This is a genomic window from Herbiconiux liangxiaofengii, from assembly GCF_041927335.1.
GTDB classification, from domain to species: domain Bacteria; phylum Actinomycetota; class Actinomycetes; order Actinomycetales; family Microbacteriaceae; genus Herbiconiux; species Herbiconiux liangxiaofengii.
Window position 1 is genome coordinate 1 of the sequence record NZ_JBHFHD010000009.1, and the last position, 22,701, is coordinate 22,701.

The 22,701-nt window shown below is 70.4% G+C and carries 19 protein-coding genes; 9 read left to right on the forward strand and 10 right to left on the reverse strand.

What is annotated here, in order from left to right; translation table 11 throughout:
- Positions 1–159: 159 nt before the first annotated feature.
- On the reverse strand, positions 160–4,011 hold the full coding sequence (locus ACEXOR_RS08850; RefSeq protein WP_374849221.1) for a multifunctional oxoglutarate decarboxylase/oxoglutarate dehydrogenase thiamine pyrophosphate-binding subunit/dihydrolipoyllysine-residue succinyltransferase subunit: 3,852 nt from the start codon (positions 4,009–4,011) through the stop codon (positions 160–162).
- 200 nt (positions 4,012–4,211) lie between these two features.
- Between ACEXOR_RS08850 and ACEXOR_RS08855 the strand changes: the two genes are divergently transcribed.
- Both ACEXOR_RS08855 and ACEXOR_RS08860 read left to right on the forward strand, forming a co-directional pair.
- Entirely contained in the window at positions 4,212–5,579 is a 1,368-nt protein-coding gene (locus ACEXOR_RS08855; RefSeq protein WP_374849222.1) for a hemolysin family protein, read from the forward strand.
- Positions 5,572–6,612 (forward strand): hemolysin family protein, encoded by a 1,041-nt coding sequence (locus ACEXOR_RS08860; RefSeq protein WP_374849223.1) that lies wholly within the window; start codon positions 5,572–5,574, stop codon positions 6,610–6,612. Before ACEXOR_RS08855 ends, ACEXOR_RS08860 begins: the two co-directional genes overlap by 8 nt.
- A 13-nt stretch (positions 6,613–6,625) precedes the next feature.
- Here the strand turns inward: ACEXOR_RS08860 and ACEXOR_RS08865 are convergent, their stop codons facing one another.
- The gene (locus tag ACEXOR_RS08865) at positions 6,626–7,732 is read right to left on the reverse strand and encodes an NADH:flavin oxidoreductase/NADH oxidase (RefSeq protein ID WP_374849224.1); all 1,107 of its coding nucleotides are present in this window, start codon (positions 7,730–7,732) and stop codon (positions 6,626–6,628) included.
- Positions 7,733–7,892: 160 nt separating this feature from the next.
- Here ACEXOR_RS08865 and ACEXOR_RS08870 point away from each other — a divergent pair, with 160 nt between their 5' ends.
- Positions 7,893–8,786: an ADP-dependent NAD(P)H-hydrate dehydratase gene (locus ACEXOR_RS08870; protein ID WP_374849225.1), complete on the forward strand. Its 894-nt coding sequence runs from the start codon at positions 7,893–7,895 to the stop codon at positions 8,784–8,786.
- A gap of 30 nt (positions 8,787–8,816) precedes the next feature.
- Here the strand turns inward: ACEXOR_RS08870 and ACEXOR_RS08875 are convergent, their stop codons facing one another.
- Positions 8,817–9,506: a YceI family protein gene (locus ACEXOR_RS08875; protein ID WP_374849226.1), complete on the reverse strand. Its 690-nt coding sequence runs from the start codon at positions 9,504–9,506 to the stop codon at positions 8,817–8,819.
- Between the two features lie 112 nt (positions 9,507–9,618).
- Between ACEXOR_RS08875 and ACEXOR_RS08880 the strand changes: the two genes are divergently transcribed.
- Both ACEXOR_RS08880 and ACEXOR_RS08885 read left to right on the forward strand, forming a co-directional pair.
- The gene (locus ACEXOR_RS08880) at positions 9,619–10,914 is read left to right on the forward strand and encodes a glycosyltransferase 87 family protein (RefSeq protein ID WP_374849227.1); all 1,296 of its coding nucleotides are present in this window, start codon (positions 9,619–9,621) and stop codon (positions 10,912–10,914) included.
- Positions 10,862–11,191: a thiamine-binding protein gene (locus tag ACEXOR_RS08885; protein WP_374849228.1), complete on the forward strand. Its 330-nt coding sequence runs from the start codon at positions 10,862–10,864 to the stop codon at positions 11,189–11,191. Before ACEXOR_RS08880 ends, ACEXOR_RS08885 begins: the two co-directional genes overlap by 53 nt.
- Positions 11,192–11,209: 18 nt before the next feature.
- Here the strand turns inward: ACEXOR_RS08885 and ACEXOR_RS08890 are convergent, their stop codons facing one another.
- The 6 genes from ACEXOR_RS08890 to ACEXOR_RS08915 form a co-directional block, all read right to left on the reverse strand.
- Positions 11,210–11,917, reverse strand: coding sequence for a response regulator (locus tag ACEXOR_RS08890; protein WP_374849229.1), 708 nt, complete (start codon positions 11,915–11,917; stop codon positions 11,210–11,212).
- A 22-nt stretch (positions 11,918–11,939) separates the two neighbouring features.
- Complete coding sequence (locus tag ACEXOR_RS08895) at positions 11,940–13,262, reverse strand: hypothetical protein (RefSeq protein WP_374849230.1); 1,323 nt, start codon at positions 13,260–13,262, stop codon at positions 11,940–11,942.
- Entirely contained in the window at positions 13,259–14,422 is a 1,164-nt protein-coding gene (locus ACEXOR_RS08900; RefSeq protein WP_374849231.1) for a sensor histidine kinase, read from the reverse strand. The genes ACEXOR_RS08895 and ACEXOR_RS08900 overlap by 4 nt, the downstream gene beginning before the upstream one ends.
- Positions 14,423–14,615: 193 nt before the next feature.
- Entirely contained in the window at positions 14,616–15,833 is a 1,218-nt protein-coding gene (metX, locus tag ACEXOR_RS08905) for a homoserine O-acetyltransferase MetX (RefSeq protein WP_374849232.1), read from the reverse strand.
- 38 nt (positions 15,834–15,871) lie between these two features.
- Positions 15,872–17,197, reverse strand: a complete 1,326-nt coding sequence (locus ACEXOR_RS08910) for a bifunctional o-acetylhomoserine/o-acetylserine sulfhydrylase (RefSeq protein WP_374849233.1) — start codon at positions 17,195–17,197, stop codon at positions 15,872–15,874.
- A 69-nt stretch (positions 17,198–17,266) separates the two neighbouring features.
- Complete coding sequence (locus tag ACEXOR_RS08915) at positions 17,267–18,337, reverse strand: acyltransferase family protein (RefSeq protein ID WP_374849234.1); 1,071 nt, start codon at positions 18,335–18,337, stop codon at positions 17,267–17,269.
- A gap of 65 nt (positions 18,338–18,402) precedes the next feature.
- Here ACEXOR_RS08915 and ACEXOR_RS08920 point away from each other — a divergent pair, with 65 nt between their 5' ends.
- Positions 18,403–19,173, forward strand: coding sequence for an SDR family oxidoreductase (locus ACEXOR_RS08920; RefSeq protein WP_374849235.1), 771 nt, complete (start codon positions 18,403–18,405; stop codon positions 19,171–19,173).
- Here ACEXOR_RS08920 and ACEXOR_RS08925 read toward each other — a convergent pair.
- A complete protein-coding gene (locus ACEXOR_RS08925; protein WP_374849237.1) occupies positions 19,163–20,644 on the reverse strand; it encodes an MFS transporter in 1,482 nt (493 codons plus the stop codon). The genes ACEXOR_RS08920 and ACEXOR_RS08925 overlap by 11 nt on opposite strands.
- Positions 20,645–20,701: 57 nt before the next feature.
- Between ACEXOR_RS08925 and ACEXOR_RS08930 the strand changes: the two genes are divergently transcribed.
- Genes ACEXOR_RS08930 through ACEXOR_RS08940 form a run of 3 tightly spaced genes read left to right on the forward strand, consistent with a single transcriptional unit; the run spans position 20,702 to position 22,694 of the window.
- A complete protein-coding gene (locus ACEXOR_RS08930; protein WP_374849238.1) occupies positions 20,702–21,256 on the forward strand; it encodes a phosphoribosyltransferase in 555 nt (184 codons plus the stop codon).
- Complete coding sequence (locus tag ACEXOR_RS08935; RefSeq protein WP_374849239.1) at positions 21,253–21,984, forward strand: type 1 glutamine amidotransferase family protein; 732 nt, start codon at positions 21,253–21,255, stop codon at positions 21,982–21,984. Before ACEXOR_RS08930 ends, ACEXOR_RS08935 begins: the two co-directional genes overlap by 4 nt.
- Entirely contained in the window at positions 21,981–22,694 is a 714-nt protein-coding gene (locus ACEXOR_RS08940) for a uracil-DNA glycosylase (RefSeq protein WP_374849240.1), read from the forward strand. Before ACEXOR_RS08935 ends, ACEXOR_RS08940 begins: the two co-directional genes overlap by 4 nt.
- Positions 22,695–22,701: the final 7 nt, after the last annotated feature.

The window sequence follows — 22,701 nt, forward strand, 5'->3', positions numbered from 1 at the left end:
AGCAGCATTACGGTGAGACACGAAGACCTCCGGCAGTGGTGATGGAACCTAGACAGCTCCAACCCTCCACCGGAGGTCTTCGTCACTTCAAGACATCACACATCAACCAACGTCCCTGGGCAGTACAGCTAGCTCAGGGCCGGCAAGCTCAGGGCCGGGCTAGCTCAGGGCGCGGGCGATGAGCTCGGCCTGCTCCACGGCGTGGCGCTTGGCGCTGCCGGCGGCGGGGGAGGCCGCCGACGGGCGGGAGACCACCGAGATGGTGCGCCCCTCGAGGTGCTTCGCCAGCTCCGTCAGGATGAAGGGCCACGCTCCCTGGTTCTGCGGCTCGTCCTGCACCCACACCAGATCGGCATCGGGGTAGCCGGCGAGCGTGGACGTGATCTCCTCGATCGGCAGCGGGTAGAACTGCTCCAGGCGAACCAGGGCGATCGCGTCGTTCGGGTTTTTCTGCAGCTCGTTGGCCAGGTCGTAGTGGATCTTGCCCGAGTGCAGCAGCACCTTGGTGACCGCAGACTTGTCGGTGATGCGGCTGTCGTCGATCACCGGCTCGAACCGGCCGCTGGTGAGGTCGTCGACCGAGCTGGTCGCACCGCGCAGTCGCAGCATCGCTTTCGGGGTGAAGACGATCAGCGGCTTCCGCGGCCGGGCGTAGGCCTGGCGGCGGAGCAGGTGGAAGTACGACGCTGGGGTCGACGGACGGGCGACCGTCATGTTGTCCTCGGCGCACATCTGCAGGTAGCGCTCGATGCGGGCGGAGGAGTGGTCGGGCCCTTGGCCCTCGTAGCCGTGCGGCAGCAGCAGCACGAGCGATGACCGCTGGCCCCACTTCTGCTCGGCCGACGAGATGAACTCGTCGATGATGATCTGGGCGCCGTTGGCGAAGTCGCCGAACTGGGCCTCCCAGAGCACGAGCGCGTCGGGGCGCTCGACCGAGTAGCCGTACTCGAAGCCCATGGCCGCATACTCGCTGAGCAGGGAGTCGTAGATCCAGAACCGGGCCTGCTTCTCCGAGAGGTTCGCCAGCGGCAGCCATTCCTGACCGTTCTCGCGGTCGTGCAGCACCGCGTGACGCTGCACGAACGTGCCGCGGCGCGCATCCTGGCCGGCGAGGCGCACGGGAGTGCCCTCGGTCAGCAGCGATCCGAGGGCCAGCAGTTCGCCGAAGGCCCAGTCGATGCCGCCGTTCCGGCTCATGTCGACCCGCTTGTTCAGCAGCTGCTGCAGCTTCGGGTGCACAGTGAAGCCCGAGGGCTTGTTGTCGAAGGCGTCGCCGATGAGATGGATGGTCGACTCCGCCACGGCGGTGTCGAACGGCTTCGTGGTGCTGTCGTCGCGCTGGGCCTCGGGGCGTTCGAGGTCGGCCACCGCCTGCGTGTCGTCGGTGATGATCGGGATCGACGCCGTCTGCGCGGCGTGGGTCTCGGCGAAGGCGCGCTCGAGTCGGTCCTGGAAGTCGCGGTGGACCTCTTCGTACTCCTCCTCGGTGATGTCGCCGCGGCCGAGGAGGGCCTCGGTGTAGAGCTTGCGCACCGAGCGCTTGGCCTCGATCAGGTTGTACATCAGCGGCTGGGTCATCGAGGGGTCGTCGCCCTCGTTGTGCCCGCGGCGGCGGTAGCAGATCAGGTCGATGAACACGTCGCGGTGGAACTTCTGGCGGAACTCGAACGCCAGCTGCGCCACCCGCACCACCGACTCGGGGTCGTCGCCGTTCACATGGAAGATCGGCGCCTGGATGGTCTTCGCCACGTCGGTGGAGTAGACCGAGCTGCGCGATTCGCTCGGCGGGGTGGTGAAGCCGACCTGGTTGTTGATGTTGAGGTGGATGGTGCCGCCGGTGCGGTAGCCGCGCAGCTGCGACATCTGCAGCGTCTCCACCACGACGCCCTGGCCCGCGAGGGCGGCGTCGCCGTGGATCAGGATGGGCAGCGTGGAGAAGGTGCCGATGGGCTTGCGGTCCTGCTTGGCCCGGACGACGCCCTCGAGCACGCCGTCGGCGGCCTCGAGGTGGGAGGGGTTCGCAGCGAGGTAGACCGGGATCTCCTTGCCGTCGGACGCGGTGAAGGTGCCCTCGGTGCCGAGGTGGTACTTCACGTCGCCCGAGCCCTGCACGGTGCGCGGGTCCTGGGTGCCCTCGAACTCGCGGAAGATCTGGCCGTAGGTCTTGCCGGCGATGTTCGTCAGCACGTTCAGGCGTCCTCGGTGCGCCATGCCGATGGCCACCTCGTCGAGGCCCTCTTCGGCCGCGCCCTGGATGATCGCGTCCAGCAGGGCGATCGTCGATTCGCCACCCTCCAGCGAGAAGCGCTTCTGGCCCACGTACTTCGTCTGCAGGAAGGTCTCGAAGGCCTCGGCCTCGTTGAGCTTCTCCAGGATGCGCATCTGCTCGTCGTGGCCGGGCTTGGCATAGGGCCGCTCGATCTTCTCCTGGATCCAGCGCCGCTCGGCGGGATCCTGGATGTGCATGTACTCGATGCCGATCTTGCGGCAGTAGGAGTCGCGCAGCACGCCCAGGATGTCGCGGAGGTACGCCTGCCGCGTCATCCCGAACTCACCGGTGACGAACTCGCGGTCGAGATCCCAGAAGGTGAGGCCGTGGGTGGCGATGTCGAGGTCGGGGTGCGAGCGCTGACGGTATTCCAGCGGGTCGATGTCGGCCATCAGGTGGCCGCGCACGCGGAAGGCGTTGATGAGCTCCTGCACGCGCGCCGTCTTGTCGATGGCGCTCGCCTCGTCGACCGAGATGTCGGAGGCCCAGCGGATGGGCTCGTAGGGGATGCGCAGCTCGGCGAAGATGTTCTCGTAGAAGCCGCGCTCGCCCAGGAGCAGTTCGTGCACCTTCTTCAGGAACTCGCCCGACCCGGCACCCTGGATGACGCGGTGGTCGTAGGTGCTCGTGAGCGTGATGATCTTGCCGATGCCGAGGTCGGAGAGCACCCGGGGCGACGCGCCCTGGAACTCCGCCGGGTACTCCAGCGCACCGGCGCCGATGATGGCGCCCTGCCCCTTCATCAGCCGGGGCACGGAGTGCACCGTGCCGATTCCGCCCGGGTTGGTGAGCGAGATGGTGGTGCCCTGGAAGTCGGTGGCCGTGAGCTTGTTGCCGCGGGCCCGGCGCACGAGGTCTTCGTAGGCGGCCAGGAACTCGTTGAACGACATGGTGTCGGCCCGCTTGATGCCGGGGACGAGCAGTGCCCGCGACCCGTCGGGCTTGGGGATGTCGATGGCGATGCCGAGGCCCACGTGGGCGGGGGCGACCACCGAGGGCTTGCCGTCGACCTCGTCGTAGTAGACGTTCTGGCTCGGGAATTCCTTGAGCGCCTGCACGAGGGCCCAGCCGATGAGGTGCGTGAACGACACCTTGCCGCCGCGCGAGCGCCGCAGGTGGTTGTTGATGACGATGCGGTTGTCGATCAGCAGCTTCGCCGGGATCGAGCGCACGCTGGTGGCCGTGGGGACGGTGAGGCTCGCGTCCATGTTGGTGGCGAGCGACTTGGCCATGCCGCGGAGCGGGGCGACGACGTCCTTGTCGGCGTCTTCCGCGGCATCCTTCGCCGCCTGCTCTGCGGTGGAGGGCCGGGCGGAGGGCGCCTCGGCCGGGATGGGCTGCGGCTTGGCCTCGATGCTGGTGGTCTTGGCCACCGGCTGGCTCACCGGCCGCGAGCCCGACGCCTCGGCGATCTGCTGCGACTCGCTCTGCGCGGGCGGGGTGTTCGTGGTGACCGTGGTGGGGGAACTGCCCTCCACCGGGGCCGACTCGGCAGGGCTGCCGTCGGCCGGCGCCTCATCGGCCGACTTCGAGGCGGCCGACGCCGACGCCGCCGGCGCCGCGGCGGTGCCGCCGGACTGCTGGTTCGAGCGGTAGCTCTCCAGCACCGGCCACCAGGACTTGTCGACCGAATTCTTGTCGGCGAGGTACTGCTCGTACAGCTCGTCCACGAGCCATTCGTTCGCTCCGAATTCTCCGGATGCGCCCTCGTCGGTATTCGTACCCGTCAATTGGCTAGCCAAAGCCGATCGCCCACTTCCCGTTTGCCTCGTCGTGGCACGTGCCGGTGTCTGCTTCGCTGCGTGTTCACGCGCGGACACGTGCTGTCTCCAGCCTAATCCTTTCCGGCTGCGGGTCGGCTGACGACTGACCACCGTTCGGCCCCCCGACAGCCCCCGGGGTGACCCGAACGGACGGCAGCCCCGGTAGAGTCGCACAGACAATGGTTTTCGAATGGATCATGCTGGGTGTGGGCCTTCTGCTCACGATCGGGACGGGCTTCTTCGTCGCGAGCGAGTTCTCGTTGGTGAACCTCGATCGCTCCGACCTCGAGGCCCGGTCGGCCCGGGGCGAGAAGGGCTTGCAGCCCGCGATCACGGCGCTGAAGCACACCTCGACGCATCTCTCCAGCGCGCAGTTGGGCATCACCCTCACGACGCTGCTCACGGGGTACACGATGGAGCCGGCCATCTCGTCGCTGCTCCGTGACCCGCTCACCGGGGTGGGCATACCGGAGCAGGTCGTGCCCGCCATCAGCGCGACCGTCGGCATCGTGTTCGCCACCCTGCTGTCGATGATCGTGGGCGAGCTCGTGCCGAAGAACTTCGCGCTCGCCCTGCCGCTGAAGACCGCCCGCATCGTGGTGCCGTTCCAGCTGGCCTTCACGATGGTGTTCCGGCCCGCCGTCGCGCTGCTGAACAACAGTGCCAACGGGCTGCTGCGCCTGATCGGCATCGAGCCGAAGGAAGAGCTCTCCGGGGCCCGCACCGCGGAGGAGCTCTCCTCGCTCGTGCGCCGGTCGGCACTGCAGGGCAGCCTCGATCTCGACACGGCCACGCTGCTGAACCGCACCCTCCTGTTCTCCTCGCACGACGCCTCCGAGGTGATGACCCCGCGACCGCGGATCGTGAGTGTGCGCCGCGACGAGTCGGCCTCCGCCGTGCTCGAGCTCGCCCGCACGACCGGGCACTCCCGTTTTCCGGTGGTCGACGACGACATCGACGACATCGTGGGGCTCGTGCACGTGAAGCAGGCGGTGTCGATCCCGCGCGACCGGCGGAGCGAGGTGCCGGCGGTGGCGATCATGACCGACACGCTGCGTGTGCCCGAGACGATGACCCTCGACCTGCTGCTCGGCGAGCTGCGCGGTCGCGGCTACCAGATGGCCGTGGTGATCGACGAGTACGGCGGAACCGCCGGGGTGGTGACGCTCGAGGACCTCGTCGAGGAACTCGTGGGCGAGCTCGTCGACGAGCACGACCGCTCGCGTGCCGGTGTGGTGGAGACCCGCACGGGCACCACCTTCCCCGGCATGCTTCGACCCGACGAGCTGGCCGATCAGGCAGGCATCGTGGTGCCGGAGGACGGACCTTACGAGACGGTGGCCGGTTTCATGATGAGCGCGCTCGGCCGGCTCCCCGAGGTGGGGGACACCGTGGCGACGGACGACGGGGTGCTGCGGGTGGAGAGACTCGACGGCCGGCGGATCGACCGCATCCGTTTCGTGCCGTCGCCCGACGACGCCGCGACGGCGCCCGCCCACCCCGCGACCGCGCCCGGCGCCTCGAACGAGGGGGCGAACCGTGGCTGACTGGCTGGGGATCGTGTGGCTCGTGGTGCTGCTGGCCGGCAACGCCTTCTTCGTGGCAGCCGAGTTCGCGGTGATCTCGGCGCGCCGGTCGCAGATCGAACCGCTCGCCGAGCAGGGCAAAGCGAGCGCCAAGACGGCTCTCTGGGCCATGGAGCACGCCACGCTCATGCTGGCCACCACCCAGCTCGGAATCACGGTGTGCTCGCTGCTCATCCTGAACGTGTCTGAGCCCGCCATCCATCACCTGCTGGAAGGGCCGCTGCACCTGGTGGGGCTGCCCGAGGAGGCCAGCGGCGCGGTGGCGTTCGTCATCACGCTGCTGCTGGTGTCGTTCCTGCACGTGGTGCTCGGCGAGATGGTGCCCAAGAACATCTCGTTCTCGGTGCCCGACCGGGCCGTGCTGCTGCTGGCCACCCCGCTGGTGGCCATCGCCCGCGTGTTTCGCTTCGCGATCGTGGCTCTCAACGCCACGGCCAACGGCGTGCTGCGGCTGTTCCGCGTCGAACCCAAGAGCGAGGCCGCCAGCGCGTTCACGCTCGACGAGGTCTCGACCATCGTGACGCAGTCGCAGAAGGAGGGAGTGCTCTCCGACACCGCGGGCACCCTCACGGCGGCGTTCGAGTTCACGGCCAAGACGGTCGCCGACGTGGCCGTTCCGCTCGATTCGCTGGTGAGCCTCCCGGCCGGGGCCACCCCCGCCGACGTGGAGCGCGCCGTAGCGAAGTACGGCTTCTCGCGCTACGTGCTGCTGGACGACGAGGGGATGCCGGCCGGCTACGTGCACCTGAAAGACGTGATCGACCTCGACGACGACGAGTTCGACGACCCCATCCCCACGAAGCGCGTGCGCCAGCTGCCGTCGCTGTTCGAGAAGACCGAGCTCGAAGACGCCCTCGCCACCATGCGGAAGTCGGGGGCGCACCTCGCCCGGTCGTTCACCGAGTCGGGGCTCACCACCGGTGTGCTCTTCCTCGAGGACATCATCGAGGAGCTCGTGGGCGAAGTGCACGACGCCACGAGGCGTCAGGCGTAGGGAGACCGGGGCGTCAGGCCCCGGGCTCGAGACGCGCCCGCACGTACTGCGCCGGCCAGTAGTCGATCTCCGCGCCCAGTTCGTGGGCCGCCCGCAGGGCGAAGTGCGGGTCGCGCAGCAGCTCGCGCGCGAGCATCACCGCGTCGGCCCGCCCGGAGGCGACGACGTCTTCGGCCTGCTGCGGGGTGGTGATCAGGCCCACGGCCGACACCGGCACGCCCGAGTCATGCGTGACCTGCTCGGCGAGCGGCACCTGATAGAGCGGGCCGACCGGGATGCTCTGATGCAGCACGTTGCCGCCGCTGGAGACGTCGACGAGGTCGCCGCCCGCGTCGGCCACCCAGCCCGACACGATCGCGGTCTCCTCCACGGTCCAGCCGCCCTCGGCCCAGTCGGTGGCCGAGAACCGCACGAACACGGGCAGGTCGTCGCCCACGGCGCCTCGCACGGCGCGCACCACCTCGAGCACCAGGCGGGCGCGGTTCTCCAGGGAGCCGCCGTAGGCATCCGTTCTCGTGTTCGACAGCGGAGAGAGGAACTGGTGCAGCAGGTAGCCGTGCGCGGCGTGCACCTCGAGCACCTCGAAGCCGGCCTGCAGGGCGCGGCGGGCGGCGTCGGCGAAGGCGGCGACCACGGCCGGCAGCTCGTCGGTGCCGAGCGCCCGCGGCTCGGCGTAGTCGCCGAACGCCACGGCCGACGGGCCGACGGTGGGCCAGCCGCCCTCGTCGATCGGCACCGAGCCACGGCGGGGATCCCAGGGGCGGAAGGTGGAGGCCTTGCGCCCGGCGTGCGCGAGCTGGATGGCGGGTACGGCCCCCTGCGAGCGGATGAACGAGGTGATCCGGGCGAAGGCGTCGCGTTGCGCGTCGTTCCAGAGGCCGAGATCCTCCGGCGAGATGCGGCCCTCGGGGGTGACGGCCGTGGCCTCGGTCATCACGAGGCCCGCCCCGCCCGCGGCGAACTGGCCGAGGTGCATGAGGTGCCAGTCGTTCGGCATGCCGTCGCGGTCGTCGGCCGAGTACTGGCACATCGGCGCCACCCACACGCGGTTGCGCACCGTGACGGAGCGGGCGACATAGGGCTGGAACAGTGCGGGCTGGGGCACGGCGCGCTGGGGCACAGCCGACTCAGGCGATGCGGGTTCTGACGATGCGGGCTGGGGCACGGCGACCTCTCGAACGGCGGGTGACGGATGCGCGTCGGCGCGCGGGCCCGGGCTGAACGAGCGGGTGTCGCTCCTCGACGCGGCGGGCCGGGGGCCGGAGTCCTATCGTGGAATCATGGCCGACCACGACTCTAACCCCGCGATCCCACCGGTGCACTGGCGCGCCTGGAACGAGCTCGCCGCCTCGGAGTGCATCGCGGTTCCCGGCGCCCACGACGACAAGTACAGCCGCGGCGTGCTCGGCATCGTCACGGGCTCCGACGAGTACCCGGGCGCCGCCGTGCTGGGCGTCGACGCGGCCGTGCGCACCGGCCTCGGCATGGTGCGCTACCTCGGGCCGGCCCGCGCGAGCGACCTCGTGCTGCGGGCGCGGCCCGAGGTGGTCACCGCCGCCGGGCGGGTGCAGGCCTGGCTGATCGGCTCGGGCATGAGCACCGGCGACCGGGATGCCGACACCACCCGTGCCCTCCAGCGGGCGATCGGTGACGGCGTGCCCGTGGTCGTGGATGCCGGCGCCCTCGACCTGGTGGAGCGTCTCACCGGCCCGGCGGTGCTCACCCCGCACGCCGGCGAGCTGGTCACCCTGCTGACGCGGTCGGGCGTCGACGTCGACCGCGCCACCGTCGAGGCCGACCCGGAGCACTGGGCCGCCCGCGCCGCCGACGCCACGGGTCAGGTGGTGCTGCTCAAGGGACGCACCACCCACGTGTGCGCCCCCGAGCGGCCAGGCCGGGAGCGCACCGCGGCCCGGGTCGAGGCCCCCTCCAGCTGGGCCGCCACCGCCGGCTCGGGCGACGTGCTCGGCGGAATCGTGGGCGCGATCGTCGCCACCCACGCGGGCGAGGTGCTCGCCGACCCCGATCGGCTGGTCGCCCTCGCCGCGACGGGGGCGTTCGTGCACGCCTGGGCGGCGCAACGGGCATCCGACCACGGCCCCATCGCGGCGCTCGACATCGCCGAGGCCGTGCCCCGCGTGGTGGCGCGACTGGTCAGCGGAACGGCAGGCTGAGCCCGGTTCCGGATGCCGCCGACCCGCGGGTCAGCGGGCGGCTTCGGCCACCAGATCGATGTCGATGTGGGCGGTGTCGTCGGCGCCGACCGCGGCCAATGCCTCGGGCGGGAACCCGTAGTCGGTGAGCACCACCGGGATGCTGCCGGTGAGAGTGCCCTCGTCGCCGTCGAAGTCGATCACGGCGTCCGCCGTGACGGGCCGGCTGATGCCGCGCACCGTCAGCGTGCCGGTGATGGACGTGGCCATCGGCCCGCTGCCGGCCTCGGGCAGATCGACGGGCTGGCTCAGCACGAACGAGGCGGTGGAGTTGCCGCCGGTCGCGGCGATCAGGGCGCCGAGCACCGCGTCGCGCGGGCCGCCGTCGACCGAGAGCGTGGCCAGGTCGACCATGAACTCGGCCGTGGTGATGGTCTCGCCCGTGCGGGCGATCACGCCGGAGATGTCGGAGGTGCGGGCGAGAACCAGTTCGTCGCCCGAGCTCTCGTCCATCCGGTAGCCGATCGACGACGAGCCGTCGATGAAGAAAGAGGTGCTCTCCGCCCCGCCGTCGGCCTCGTCGACCGGACTGCCGAACACCGTCGGCATCACGGCCTGCACGGTGGCCGCGGTGTCGAGCGTCATGCTGCGCGCGAGGATCGGCACCGCCACGAGCGCGATGGCGCCCACGGCCGCGGCCGACGCCACAAGGGCGACGGCGGTCTTGGAGGTTCTGTTCACAGTGACTCTCGGTCTCAGGGATCTGTCGTAGTCAATCAAGCGAAGGTGGTTGACGGCTGAGAACGACCGGTGCGCAGGCTCCACTCCGACGACACGCCCTAGGATGACGCACGTGCTGATTCGCCTCCGACGCCTCGCGGCCTCGCCTCTCGTGCTGTGGGCCGCCTTCGTCGCCCTCCATGTCTGGCTCGGTTACGTGGGACTCACCCACCCCAACCAGCCCTTCGGCGACGTCACGAACGTCTACAAGGGGTGGGTGGAGCAGTTCCAGGAGGGCTACCGCCTCGGCATCGACGGCCCGTGGGTGTACCCGATCGTGGCCATCGTGCCGATGCTGGCCGCCGGCGTGCTCGGTCCCGACAACTACGGCATCGGCTGGATGCTGGTGGTCACGGTGGCCGACGCCTCGATCTTCGCCTACCTCACCGCCCGCACCCGGCGGGCCGGCCGACCGCTGGAGACCGGCGAGCTGCTGCGTCTCGCGGCGGCCTGGTGGTGGCTGATCTTCCTCTTCCTCCTGGGGTCGGTGGCGCTCGGCCGCATCGACATCATCACGGTCGACCTGGTGATCGCGGGGCTCCTGGTGGTGCGCGACCGGCCAGCCCTCGCCGGTGTGCTGCTCGCCCTGGCCACCTGGGTGAAGGTGTGGCCCGCGGCCATGATCGCCGCCGTCGTCATCTCGGTACGTCGACGGATGCGCGTCGCCGTCGCCGCGGCCGTCACCCTGGTGGCCGTGCTGGCCGCCGCCCTCGCGCTCGGCGCCGGGGGCAACGCCTTCAGCTTCGTGTCGGAGCAGACCGGTCGCGGCATGCAGATCGAGGCCCCCGTGTCGGTCGTGTGGCTCTGGTCGGCGTTCTTCGGCGGCGGGTCGCAGGTGTACTACGACCAGCAGATCCTCACCTTCCAGGTCACCGGCCCCGGCAGTGACGCGGCGGCCCTGCTGATGACCCCGCTGCTCGTGGTGGCGGTCGCGGCCGTGCTGGTACTGGCCCTCCTGGTGGTGCGCTCGGGCACCCCGGCCACCCACGTGCTGCCGGCGCTCGCACTGGCCCTGGTGATGGCTCTGATCGTGTTCAACAAGGTCGGCTCGCCGCAGTTCATGGTGTGGCTGTCGGCCCCCGTCATCCTGGGCATCGTCACGCAGGGCCGGCGGTTCTTCTGGCCGGCGGTGCTCGCGTTCGTGATGGCCGGGCTCACCCAGATCATCTACCCGATCGCCTACGACTCCATCCTCGGGCTCGACCCGGTGATGCTCACCGTGCTGTCGCTGCGCAACCTGCTGAGCGTCGTGATGCTCGTGATCGCCGTGGTGATGCTGTGGCAGAGTAGAAAGCGTTCGACAGAGATGGGGCATCATGCTGGTGGCGTTTTCCGTGGCACCGTCGGGCGGGGCCTCGCCCGCGGGTGAGGGCGACTCGGCCAGCGTGCACGACGCGGTGGCCGCAGCGGTCGCGGTGGTGCGCGCATCCGGTCTTCCGAACTCGACCGACTCGATGTTCACCACCATCGAGGGCGAGTGGGACGAGGTGTTCGACGTCATCCGGCGCGCCACCGAGGCTGTGGGAGCCTACGGCTCGCGCGTCTCCCTGGTGCTGAAGGCCGACATCCGGCCCGGGCACACCGGAGAGCTCAGCGGCAAGGTCGAGCGGCTCGAAGCCGCGCTGGAGCGCCGCGCGGGCGACTGATCGCCTTCTCCCGAAGGCTCAGCTCGGCAGCACGTCGTCTTCGAACGTCTCGGCCGTCTGGTTGCCGAGGTACTCGTCGCGCGGCAGCAGGCCGTCTTGGATGGCACGCTTGCGCAGCGCCACCTTGGTGCCCACGTCGATGCCCACCAGGCGGTACTTCTCACGGATGCGTTTGAGGTACGACTTCGCCGTCTCCTCGGAGATGGCGAGCGCTTTCGCGACCTGTTTCACCGGCTCGCCGCCGCCGTAGAGCGCCATCACGCGCCGCTCCTGCGCCGAGAGGCGGGGGGAGGACTCGAGGTCGTCGGCCGCGAGGGCGAGGTCGAGCTCGGTGGAGATGAAGCTGTCGCCCACGAAGGCGGCGCGGATGGCCTCCACGATCATGCCGGCCTCCTCGCTCTTGACGAGATAGCCGAGCGCTCCGGCGGCGATCGCCTCGCGCACCACCACGGGTTCGGAGTACGTGCTCATCAGCACGGTCTTCACACCGGCCGACTTCAGGGCGCGCAGCTTCACCGACACCGGCAGGTTGTCCTTGAGGTCGAGGTCCAGCAGCACCACGTCGACCGGGAACTCCGGATGCGTGAGGAGGTCGGGCCAGGTGGTCACCGCGGCCACCATGGTGATGTCGTCGGCCGCGCCCCGGATCCACTCGGTGAGGGCGCCGAGCAGCATCCGGTGGTCGTCGACGATGGCCAGGCGGATCGGCTCTCGGGTGGTCGTCACCACAGGTCTCCTTCCGGCCGGATCACCGCGAGGCATCCGGCACGACAACGTGGGCGTCGACTCCGACCCGGAGACGACCCGAACGGGTCTCCACCGTGTACTGGCCGACTCGGGACAGTGCCGACCAGACACCCGGATCGATGCGACGGCGTGGTATGCCGCCGATCGACAGGGTCGTCGGGAGCACCATCCTATCGAGCGGGTCGGCTGTGCCGAGCGAACCGGGGCGGCTGATCTTCACGTCGATGGTGGGCGTGTACCGGCCCGACTCGTCGACGATCAGCCACACGGCCGAGAGCAGACCCTCGCGCTGCGCCGGTTCGAGATAACCGGCCAGCCCGTCGGGGTCGGACAGGTGCACGGCCGTGGAGAGGTATTCCGACTCGGCGATCGCGTGGTGCAGCCAGGTCTCGCGGCGGCCCGCCACGAGCAGTCGCCTCAGGTCGTTCGCGAGCCCGGCGGCCGTGGCGGTCTGGGCGCGGTCCAGCGGCAGGGGGGTGCGACCTGACGCCACCTCCTGCAGCAGCCGTTCCGCAGCCAGATCGAGCCGGGTCAGCTCGGTCGAGGCCACGAGCCCGAGACCGTAGCGCGGCGCTCCGATGGTGCTCTCGGCGATGGTGCGGTCGAGTTCGCGCTGCACGAGGTTGCTGAAGGAGTGCACCACCAGCAGGGCGGCGAACACCGGGCCCACCGAGAGGGCGGTCTGCTGCACCCCGTTGGCCGTGGCCGCGGGGTCGGTGAAGGCCTGGGCGGCCAGCACCACCACCTCGAGCGCGGTGAGGGTGATGGCAGCCACCAGCACGTTCGCCAGCGGCCGGAAGGTGGCGCACGCCGCGAGGGTGGCACCGACTCCCACCGAGACGGTGAAGTAGTCGGTGTCGGCGCTGCTCAGCACGGCCACGTGGTCGAGCGTGAGCGCCAGGGCATCCGCGACCAGCAGACCGGTCCAGGCCCAGAGGGGCAGGGTGCCCCGGGTGCGCAATGCGATCAGCACAGTCGACGCGAACGCGGCCATCACCACGAACCACGCCGTGACGGTGAGGGGCAGCAGGTCGTTGAGGTTCCAGGTCCAGGCGAGGGAGAACAGACCGCGGCAGATCAGCATCGCTCCGACGATCACGGCCCCCACCCCCAGGTAGCCGATACCCAGGCGGGGGTCGCGGGCGATGTCCTGCCGCACGGCGTCGGCGGCGCCGGGGCCGAGCCGGCGGGCGCGCACGAGGCGGGTGAGCGCTCCGTCGTCGTCGGCGGTGCGGATGCGGCTGCGCGTACCTGCTCCCGGTGTCCAGTTGACCGGCGTCGGGTTGGCGGGGCGGGCCGCCGGCGGGGGAGTCGGATCGGTCACTTCGGCACTTCCAGCACCACCGTGGTTCCCGAACCGGGGGAGGAGAACAGCCGCACCTTGCCGCCCACGTCGGTGATGCGGGCCCTGACCGATTCGGCCAGGCCCAGCCGGCCCACGTCGACGGAGTCGAGATCGAAGCCCACGCCCGCATCCGTCACCATGGCCCGCACCGACGTGTCGTCCTCGGAGATGGTGACGTCAGCGGTGCCCACCTGGGCGTGCCGCCTGACGTTCTCGAGGCACTCCGACAGCGCGAGCAGGAACGAGTCGAGCACGTGGGACGGCAGCAGGATCTGACCGCTGCCGTGCCAGGCGACCTGAAGCCCCGCCCGGCCGAAGCGCTGCTTCACCGACTCGAGGGTGTGGCCGAGGTCGCTCGTCTCCACCGGTTCGAGCGTGTAGCCGCCCGAGGCACGTGGCATCGGGGTTCCGCCGAGCCGCAGCTGGCGCAGCAGCCGGGCGTCTTCACCCGCCTGGTGGCGCAGGTCGGCGGGCTGGGCGCCGATGCCCGAGTGCGCGAGCAGCGTGAGGGTGGCCAGCACGGTGTCGTGCATCAGTCGGGCACTGTGCCGCCGCTGGGCCTCCAGCTCGCTCGCCTGACGCTCGACGGCGTGCGCCTGCCCGAGCCGGGCCATGCCGCCGAAGGCGCGCCGGAGGCTCGCGGAGAGCCAGGTGGCGGTGACGTAGAGCGCCACCCAGCCCACCACCATCGACATGATCACGAAGGCCGCCCGGCCGCTCTGCCAGGTGGCCATGGTCGCGAGCACCAGCACCGGGAGGTACGCCGGGATGACCACCCAGAGCAACCGCCGGGTGGTGGCGACCGTGAGGATGAGAGAGGGCACCGCGGTCGAGGCGAAGAACGTGACCGCGCCGGTGGTGGGCGCGTCGCCGAAGCGCGTCTCGGGCAGCAGGAAGCTCGCGAGCACCGCCGTCGCCAGGGTGTAGGTCACGGCGGGCCAGAGCAGCGACCGCGCAGAACCCACCAGCACGAACGCCACAGCGGTGAGGGCCAGCAGCGTGAGCGCCGGCACGAAATCCTCGAGCCGGCCGAGGTTCGGAACCACCACGCACACGGCGGTGGCCCCGGTGAAGATGAGGCCGAGATCCCGCGCCGATCGCGTGAGGAGCTTTCGCCGTTCACGGTCGGTCCTGGGCACGAGTGCATGATACAGCCGGCGTCCAGACCGTCGGGAGGGGCTCGGCGCGACTGTCGTTCCGGCGATGTCAGCGCTATCCCCCGAACTGGGGCTGGGTACGTCGACAACTGTCGCTAAAGTAGGTACCAGTTCCGGGGGGAATTGGGTGGGGAGTCGCGCAGTCGCGGTTCCCCACCCGTCTTTTCTGCGCTGGTCAGTCTCGACGCGGGGCGTCGAAGAGCCGGGCGATCTCGCGGCCGACGACATCGAACTCGATCAAGAACCCGTCGTGACCGAACGGCGACGAGATGACCACCGGTTCGTCGCCGTCCAGGGCGTTCGGCAGGTGCCGGGCGATCAGCCGCTGGTCGTCGACCGGGAAGAGCCGGTCACTGTCGATGCCCACCACGAGCGCCGTGGCCGCAACCGACTCGAGCGCCGCTTCGACACTGCGGCGTCCGCGGCCGAGGTCGTGCGAGTTCATCGCCTCGACGAGGGTGATGTAGGTGTTCGCGTCGAACCGCCGGGTGAACTTGTTGCCGTGGAAATCGAGGTACGACTCCACCGCGAACCGGCCCCCGCCGCCCAGAGGGTTCAGCCCGCTCTGCCAGCTGCGGCGGAACCGGTCGTTCAGCTCGCTCGGGCTGCGATAGTTCAGCAGAGCCATCCGGCGGGCGAGCGCCAGCCCCTGGTGCGGCCCCTCGCCGTCGGGGGCGTCGTAGTAGTCGCCGTGCGCGAAGGCCGGATCGGCGCGGATCGCCTCGATCTGCACCGAGTTGAGGCCGATCTGGTCTGCGGAGCTGAAGGCGGGAGCGGCGATCACGGCGATCCGGTCCACCGCATCCGGGAACTGCACCGCCCACTCGAGCACCTGCATGCCGCCCATCGAGCCGCCCACCACCGCGAACCAGCGATCGATGCCGAGCTCGGCGAGGAGGGCATGCTGGGCGCGCACCTGATCGGCGATGGTGGTGAACGGGAAACGCGCCGCCCACTCGGCGCCGTCGGGCGCCATCGACGATGGGCCGGTGGAGCCCTGGCAGCCGCCGAGCATGTTCGGGGCCACCACGAACCAGCGGTCGGTGTCGATCGGCAGGCCGGGGCCCACGAGGCCCGGCCACCAGCCGTCGGTGGGATGGCCGGGGCCGGCCGGGCGGTTCAGGTTGCTGTCACCGGTGAGGGCGTGCAGCACCAGCACCGCATTGTCGCGGGCGGGGGAGAGCGTGCCGTAGGTCTCGTAGGCGAGCTGCACCCCCGGCAGAGTCTCGCCGCTCTCGAACGAGAACCCGCCCACCGAGGCGAACGACCTCCGGCCCACCGGGTCGCCCGCCCGCCACGCCCCCGACGCCGGCGGTTTGCCGAGCACGGAGCGGATCTGGGCATCGGTGATGAACCCGCTGGGCACGGTGTCCTCGTTGGTCTGCCAATCCATGTTCGTCTTTCTGCGCCGCCGCGGTGGCGGCGCGGCGGCTAAACGGCGTTCGCGCGCACGACGGCGCGGGCGGCCGCCAGACCCGACTCGAGATCGGCCTTGAGGTCGACGATGTTCTCCAGGCCCACCGAGAGGCGAACCAGACCGGGGGTGACTCCGGTGGTGAGCTGCTGCTCGGGGGTGAGCTGCGAGTGCGTCGTCGACGCGGGGTGGATGACCAGCGAGCGCACGTCGCCGATGTTCGCGAGGTGACTGAACAGAGACAGGCTCTCCACGAAGGTGCGCCCCGCATCCACCCCGCCCTTCAGCTCGAACGACAGCACGGCCCCGACGCCCTTGGGGGCGTACCGGTTGGCGGCGGCGTACCACGGGCTCGACGGCAGACCGGCGTAGTACACGGTCGCCACGTCGTCGTGGGCGTCGAGCCACTCGGCGATCTCCTGCGCGTTCTGCACGTGCCGCTCGATGCGCAGCGACAGCGTCTCGATGCCCTGGATGAGCTGCCACGCGCTCGCCGGGGCGATCGAGGCGCCCAGGTCGCGCAGCAGCTGCACCCGGGCCTTGATGATGTAGGCGATGCCGTCGCCCAGCACGCCCGTGTAGCTCGCCCCGTGGTACGACGGGTCGGGTTCGGTGAGCCCCGGGAACTTCTCGACGTTCTTCGACCAGGCGAATTTTCCGCCGTCGACGATGATGCCGCCGATCACCGTGCCGTGCCCGCCGAGGAACTTGGTGGCCGAGTGCACCACGATGTCGGCGCCGTGCTCGAGGGGGCGGATGAGGTACGGCGTGGCGATGGTGTTGTCGACGATCAGCGGCACACCCGCCTCGTGCGCCACCTCGGCCACGAGTGCGATGTCGAGGATGTTGATCTTCGGGTTGCCGATGGTCTCGGCGAAGAACAGCTTCGTGTTCGGCCGCACGGCCCGGCGCCACTCCTCGGCGTCGTCCTGGTCCTCGACGAAGGTGGTCTCGATGCCGAGCTTCGCGAGCGTGTACTTGAAGAGGTTGTAGGTGCCGCCGTAGATCGACGACGACGACACGATGTGGTCGCCCGCCTGGGCGATGTTCAGCACCGCGAAGGTCTCGGCGGCCTGCCCCGAGGCCACCAGCAGCGCTGCCGTCCCGCCTTCGAGAGCCGCGACCCGCTCCTCCACCACGTTCTGCGTGGGGTTCTGGATGCGCGTGTAGATGTTGCCGAACTCCGCCAGGGCGAACAGGTTCTGCGCGTGGTCGGCGCTGTCGAACACGTACGACGTGGTCTGGTAGATCGGCGTGGCCCGCGCGTTCGTGGTGGGGTCGGGCTGAGCGCCGGTGTGGATCTGCTTGGTCTCGAACTTCCAGTTCGCAGCGTTGTCGGTCATGACGTCTTCCTCGAGGTCGAAAGCGGGGCGGTCGGTTCTCAGCAGAGTACGGGCAGGCGGCGGAGGGGCTCAATCACGCCCGACGCGCGGCGTAACGAACAACCAGCGCGCCCGCGGCTCCACGAGGGGCCGGAACACCCGGCGCACGGGCCGGCTGGCGAGCAGCACGGTGAGCACGACGCTCAGCGCGATCATCCCCACCAGCAGCAGGTCGTTCTGCGGCCCGCTCAGCACCCCCGACTCCCGGATGGGGTAGAGCACGAAGGTGTGCAGCAGGTACACGTACATGGTGGCCTGGCCGAGCGGGGAGAACCAGGTGGCCCGGCGCGGCATGAGCACCAGGAAGGCGAACACGAGCAACCCGGCCACCGCGATCACGCCGAGCCGCACCGCGCCCGCCCACCACTGGTCGTAACCGAACGACGGGTACGCCCCGTCGTTCAGCAGGAACCGCCGCAGCGCGATCTCCCGCAGGGTCGGCAGCGTCAGCGCGATCACCACCGCCAGCGCGGCGAACACGGCCACCGCCGCCGCGCGCACGAGCGTCACCGTGCGAGCCGATGCGCGCAGCCAGATCGCGGTGAGCGGCAGCTGGCGCAGCCGCCAGCCCAGCACGAAGAACGGCAGCAGGGCGAGCGTGCGATCCAGCGCCAGCACCCCGCCGATCTCGGGCAGGTAGCCGGAGGCCACCGAGATCACCACCGCGATCAGCAGCGGATGCCGCAGCTGAGCCAGGTAGGGCAGGGCCACCCGCCAGACGGCCAGCGCGATCAGGAACCACAGCGTCCACGAGGGCACCGCGTAGTCGAGCTCGATCGACCCGGCGACGACCGAGTGGATGACCGACCAGGCGGTCTCGAAGATCAGGTACGGCAGCACGAGGTCGGTGATGACGCGGCGCAGCTGCTTCTGGCCCGGCGCATCCGATTTCGCGAAGTAGCCCGCCACGGCCACGAACACCGGCACATGGAAGGCGTAGATGAAGAGGTAGACCCCGTAGGCGGTGTCGGACTCGGCGATCAGTTTGAGCACGGCATGGCCGATCACCACGAGCGTGATCGCCACGAACCGCGCGTTGTCCCAGAGCGGAACGCGCTTGGAGCGGGGGCCCACGGCGACGGGGGTGGCAGGAACGGTCACCTTCAGCACACTACCTTTGTAGCTACGGAAGGGACCGGGGAGGTCCCGGCCGGAGAGGTTCGCTGATGAAGCGCGCGGTAGTCACTGGGGCGAGTTCGGGCATCGGGGCGGCGACGGTACGTCGTCTGCGGCAGCACGGCTGGGACGTGGTGGGCGTGGCCCGCCGCGAGGACCGGCTGCGGGAGCTCGCCGAGGAGACCGGGTGCGAATTCTTCGCCGCCGACCTCACGGTACCCGCCGAGGTCGACGCCCTGCGCGACTACCTCGCCGGCTCCGGCGGCGTCAGCACCCTCGTCAACAACGCCGGCGGTGCCATGGGGCTCGACAGCGTCGAGCACAGCGACGCCGACGACTGGCGCTGGATGTACGAGATCAACGTGCTCGCCGTTCAGCGGGTCACCGCAGCTCTGCTGCCGTTGCTGCGCGCCTCGGTCGAGCCGGGCGGCTCGGCCGACATCCTGATCGTCTCCTCGACCGCGGCGCACTTCTCCTACGAGGGCGGCGGGGGATACAACGCGGCGAAGTTCGCCGTGCACTCGATGGCCGACGTGCTGCGGCTCGAGCTCAGCGGCGAGCCGATCCGGGTGCTCGAGGTGGCGCCGGGGATGGTGAAGACCGAGGAGTTCTCGCTCAACCGCTTCCGCGGCGACCAGGATCGGGCCGACTCGGTCTACGCGAACGTGGCCGACCCGCTGAGCGCCGACGACGTCGCCGCTACCATCGCGATGATGCTGGAGATGCCGGCGCACGTGAGCCTCGACCTCGTGATCGTGAAGCCGGTGGCCCAGTCGTCGGTGTATAAGATCGCCCGCGGAGAGCTCCGGGTCAAGGAGTAGGAGTGGGGGCCGGCGCGAGCTCGACGGTGTCGGCGAACGCGGGCTTCGGTACGAAGAACAGCAGCACCGCCGCCACGAGCGCCCCGCCGGCGCAGATCGACCACACGATCAGGTAGCCGCTGAGGCTCGAGGCGGTGGCCGTGACGGCGGTCGACGCCCCGTGGAAGAGCACCACCGCGAACACCGCCGAGGCGAACGATCCGCCGATGGTCTTGGTGGTGTTCGTGAGGGCGGCCGCGATGCCCGTCTGCCCGATCGGTGCGGCGGCGGCCGCGGCGGCGGGCATCGCGCCCACGAGCGCACCCGAGCCGATGCCCGCGATGCACATGTTCACGAACACCTGCCAGGTCTCCTGGTGGAAGGGCAGGAAGAGGGCGTATCCGGCGGCCACCAGGAAGGTGGCCCCAATGAGGGCCGTGCGCGGACTCAGCCGGCGCGACGCGAGCGGGAACAGCAGGGCGCCCACGATCATCGACAGCAGGTACGCCCCGATCAGGATCGAGCGGCTGGTCGCGCCGAGCCCCAGTCCGTAGCCGTTCACCGGGTCGGTGCCGGCGAAGGTGCTGAGCGGCGCCTGGGCCCCGAGCAGGCTGATGCCCACGAGCCCGGCCGTGAGTTGCACCGGCCACATGCTCGGCTGCCGCAGCACCCTGAGATCGATGGCCGGATCGGCCTGCCGCAGCTCGTAGCGCCCGAACGGGATGAACGACAGCACTCCCACGGCGATCAGCGCCCACACCCACCAGGTGCCTGGGCCGTTCAGGCGCAGGAAGGTGAGGCCGCTCGTGATCAGCAGCAGCCCCAGCGTGAGCAGCGTGAAGCCCAGGATGTCGAGCGTGCGCCCGGGCTGCGGGGTCGACTCCGGTACGCCGAACAGGATGACGAAGAACACCAGCGTCACGGCGATCGCCGGGATCATCAGGGTGAGCGCCACGCTGCCGCCGAGCGCCGTGAACACCAGTCCGCCGGCGAGGGCGCCCACGATCGCGCCGGTCTCCAGCGCCACCACGAGCAGGCCCGCCGCCCGCCTGGTCTGCGAGGCCGCGCGGCCGGTGCGCCGCCCCCGGTCGAAGATCAGGGCCACCTCGAGCGGCAGCCACACCACGTAGAAGCCCTGCAGCGCCCAGGCGAGCAGAAAGCTCGTGAAGTCGCCGGCGAAGGCCAGCCACCAGCTCGCCGCCGCCGTGACCACCGTGGCGATCAGCAGCATCCGCTTGTGGCCGGCCATGTCGCCGAGCTTGGCCAGAACGGGCACCACGATGGCCGAGAGCAGCAGCTGGGCCGCTTCGAACCAGTTGAAGTCGGCGTCGCGGATGCCGAGGTGCTCGACCAGGTCGGGGATGAGCGGTACGTAGTATCCCTGCAGCACACCGCTGGTGAGCTCGACCGCGAAGAGGAAGCCGATCAGGGCGGCGGAGACACCCATCACGCTGCGGGCGGAGGAAGGCGAGGGCGAGACGGCCGCTGTCATGAACGGATGCTATCGGCCGGCTCGGGCGCGCGCGGGGATTCCGGTAGCGTTGCCTGCATGAATCCGGGCGCTGACGACATTTCCACCATCGACGACGGGGCTGAGGCGCCGGTGGCTGAGGCTCCGCCCGAGCGCGAGGTGCTCGGCTGGCTTGAGTTCGGCGACGCCTCCCGGTCGCTCGCCCGCGACATCGTCGCCAGCGGTTTCGAGCCCGACTTCGTGATCGCCATCGCCCGCGGCGGCCTCATCCCGGGCGGGGCCCTGGCCTACGCGCTCGGCGTGAAGACCTGCGGCAGTCTGAACGTGGAGTTCTACTCCGACGTCGAGGAGACCCTCGCCGAGCCCATCATCCTGCCGCCCCTGCTCGACAACGAGCCGCTGATCGGCAAGAACGTGCTGCTGGTGGATGACGTGGCCGACTCCGGCCGCACCCTCGCACTCGTCGTCGAGCTGCTCGAGAAGGTCGACATCACGGTGCGATCGGCCACGCTCTACCTGAAGCCGCGCTCGGTGATCGCGCCCGACTTCCACTGGAAGACCACCGACCGGTGGATCGTCTTCCCCTGGTCGGCCCACCCGCCCGTGGGCGTCGAGCGGTCGACCGAAGCGTGAGCGTGCACCTGGTCGGCGGCGGCTGGCCGATCGACGACGACGGGGCGGTCTACCGGCCGTTCTTCGACGAGATCGCCGCGCACGCCGAGGCGGCCGGCAAGATCGAGGGTGCGCGCCTGGCCATCGTGCTGGTGCGCGACGGCGACGCCCCCGAGAAGTACGCCGAGCTCGTCACCGCCTTCGAGCACCTGGGCAAGATCGAGCCCGTCGCCGTGCTCGCCCCCGAGAACGCGCCGATCGCTCCGACGGCCTTCGCCGAGGTCGACGGGGTGGTGGTGTGGGGCGGCCTCACCCCGGCCTATCGCGAGTCGCTCGCTCCCGCCTTCGTGGAGCTGCGACGCCTGGTGGCCTCCGGCGTGCCCTATCTCGGCTTCTCGGCCGGCGCCGCCATCGTGGCCGAGCGCGCGATCGTGGGTGGCTGGAAGATCGGCGCCGTCGAGATCGGCACCGAAGAGGCCTCCGAAGACCTCGAGCAGCTCACCGTGGTCGACGGCCTGGGCCTGATCGACCTCGCGGTCGACGTGCACGCCGCCCAGTGGGGTTCGGTGTCGCGACTGATCGCCGCCACGGAGGCCGGACTCGTCGACGGCGGGGTGGCCATCGACGAGCACACCGCCCTCATCGTGGGGGAGGGCCCCCTGCGGGTCGTCGGCCGCGGCAGCGTGTGGAAGGTCACCCCCGACTCCGGCAGCGTGCGGGTCTCCACGGCCGGCGCCGACGCGGCGTGACCCCGCCCGACGGCCCGAAGCCCGCCCGCTCCCTGACCGATCTGGCCGCCGAGGGCCGGCTCGATGCGGGCTGGGCCGAGGCTCTGCAGCCGGTGGCCGGCGACATCGCCCGGCTCGGCGACTTCCTGAGGGCCGAGACGGCCGTCGGCCGGCCGTACCTGCCCGCGGGCGAGAACGTTCTGAGGGCCTTCCGCGAGCCCTTCGCCGACGTGCGTGTGCTCATCGTGGGCCAGGATCCGTATCCCACTCCCGGCCATCCGATCGGCCTGTCCTTCGCCGTGGAGCGCCACGTGCGCCCGCTGCCGCGCAGCCTCGCCAACATCTACCGCGAGCTGCGCGACGACCTGGGCCTTGAGCCCGCCGCCCACGGCGACCTCACCTCCTGGACCGGGAGCGGCATCCTGCTGCTCAACCGCGTGCTCACCGTGAGGCCCGGCGAGCCCGGCTCGCATCGCAAGAAGGGGTGGGAGCAGGTCACCGAGCACGCCATCCGCTCGCTCGCCGCGCGCGGCACGCCGCTCGTGGCGCTGCTCTGGGGCCGGGATGCGGCCGGTCTCGCGCCGCTCCTGTCGGGCGTGCCGGTCGTCACCTCCGCGCATCCGAGCCCGCTCTCGGCGTCGCGCGGGTTCTTCGGCTCGAAGCCGTTCAGCCGGGTGAACGCGCTGCTCGAGGAGCAGGGCGCAGAACCCGTCGACTGGACCGTGCGCTGACGCCCGC

Coding starts and splice junctions, on each gene's coding strand:
- ACEXOR_RS08855 (WP_374849222.1), top strand. CDS start 4,212: ATGGTTTTCGAATGGATCATGCTGGGTGTGGGCCTTCTGCTCACGATC.
- ACEXOR_RS08870 (WP_374849225.1), top strand. CDS start 7,893: ATGGCCGACCACGACTCTAACCCCGCGATCCCACCGGTGCACTGGCGC.
- ACEXOR_RS08885 (WP_374849228.1), top strand. CDS start 10,862: ATGCTGGTGGCGTTTTCCGTGGCACCGTCGGGCGGGGCCTCGCCCGCG.
- metX (WP_374849232.1), bottom strand. CDS start 15,833: ATGGATTGGCAGACCAACGAGGACACCGTGCCCAGCGGGTTCATCACC.
- ACEXOR_RS08910 (WP_374849233.1), bottom strand. CDS start 17,197: ATGACCGACAACGCTGCGAACTGGAAGTTCGAGACCAAGCAGATCCAC.
- ACEXOR_RS08920 (WP_374849235.1), top strand. CDS start 18,403: ATGAAGCGCGCGGTAGTCACTGGGGCGAGTTCGGGCATCGGGGCGGCG.
- ACEXOR_RS08925 (WP_374849237.1), bottom strand. CDS start 20,644: ATGACAGCGGCCGTCTCGCCCTCGCCTTCCTCCGCCCGCAGCGTGATG.
- ACEXOR_RS08930 (WP_374849238.1), top strand. CDS start 20,702: ATGAATCCGGGCGCTGACGACATTTCCACCATCGACGACGGGGCTGAG.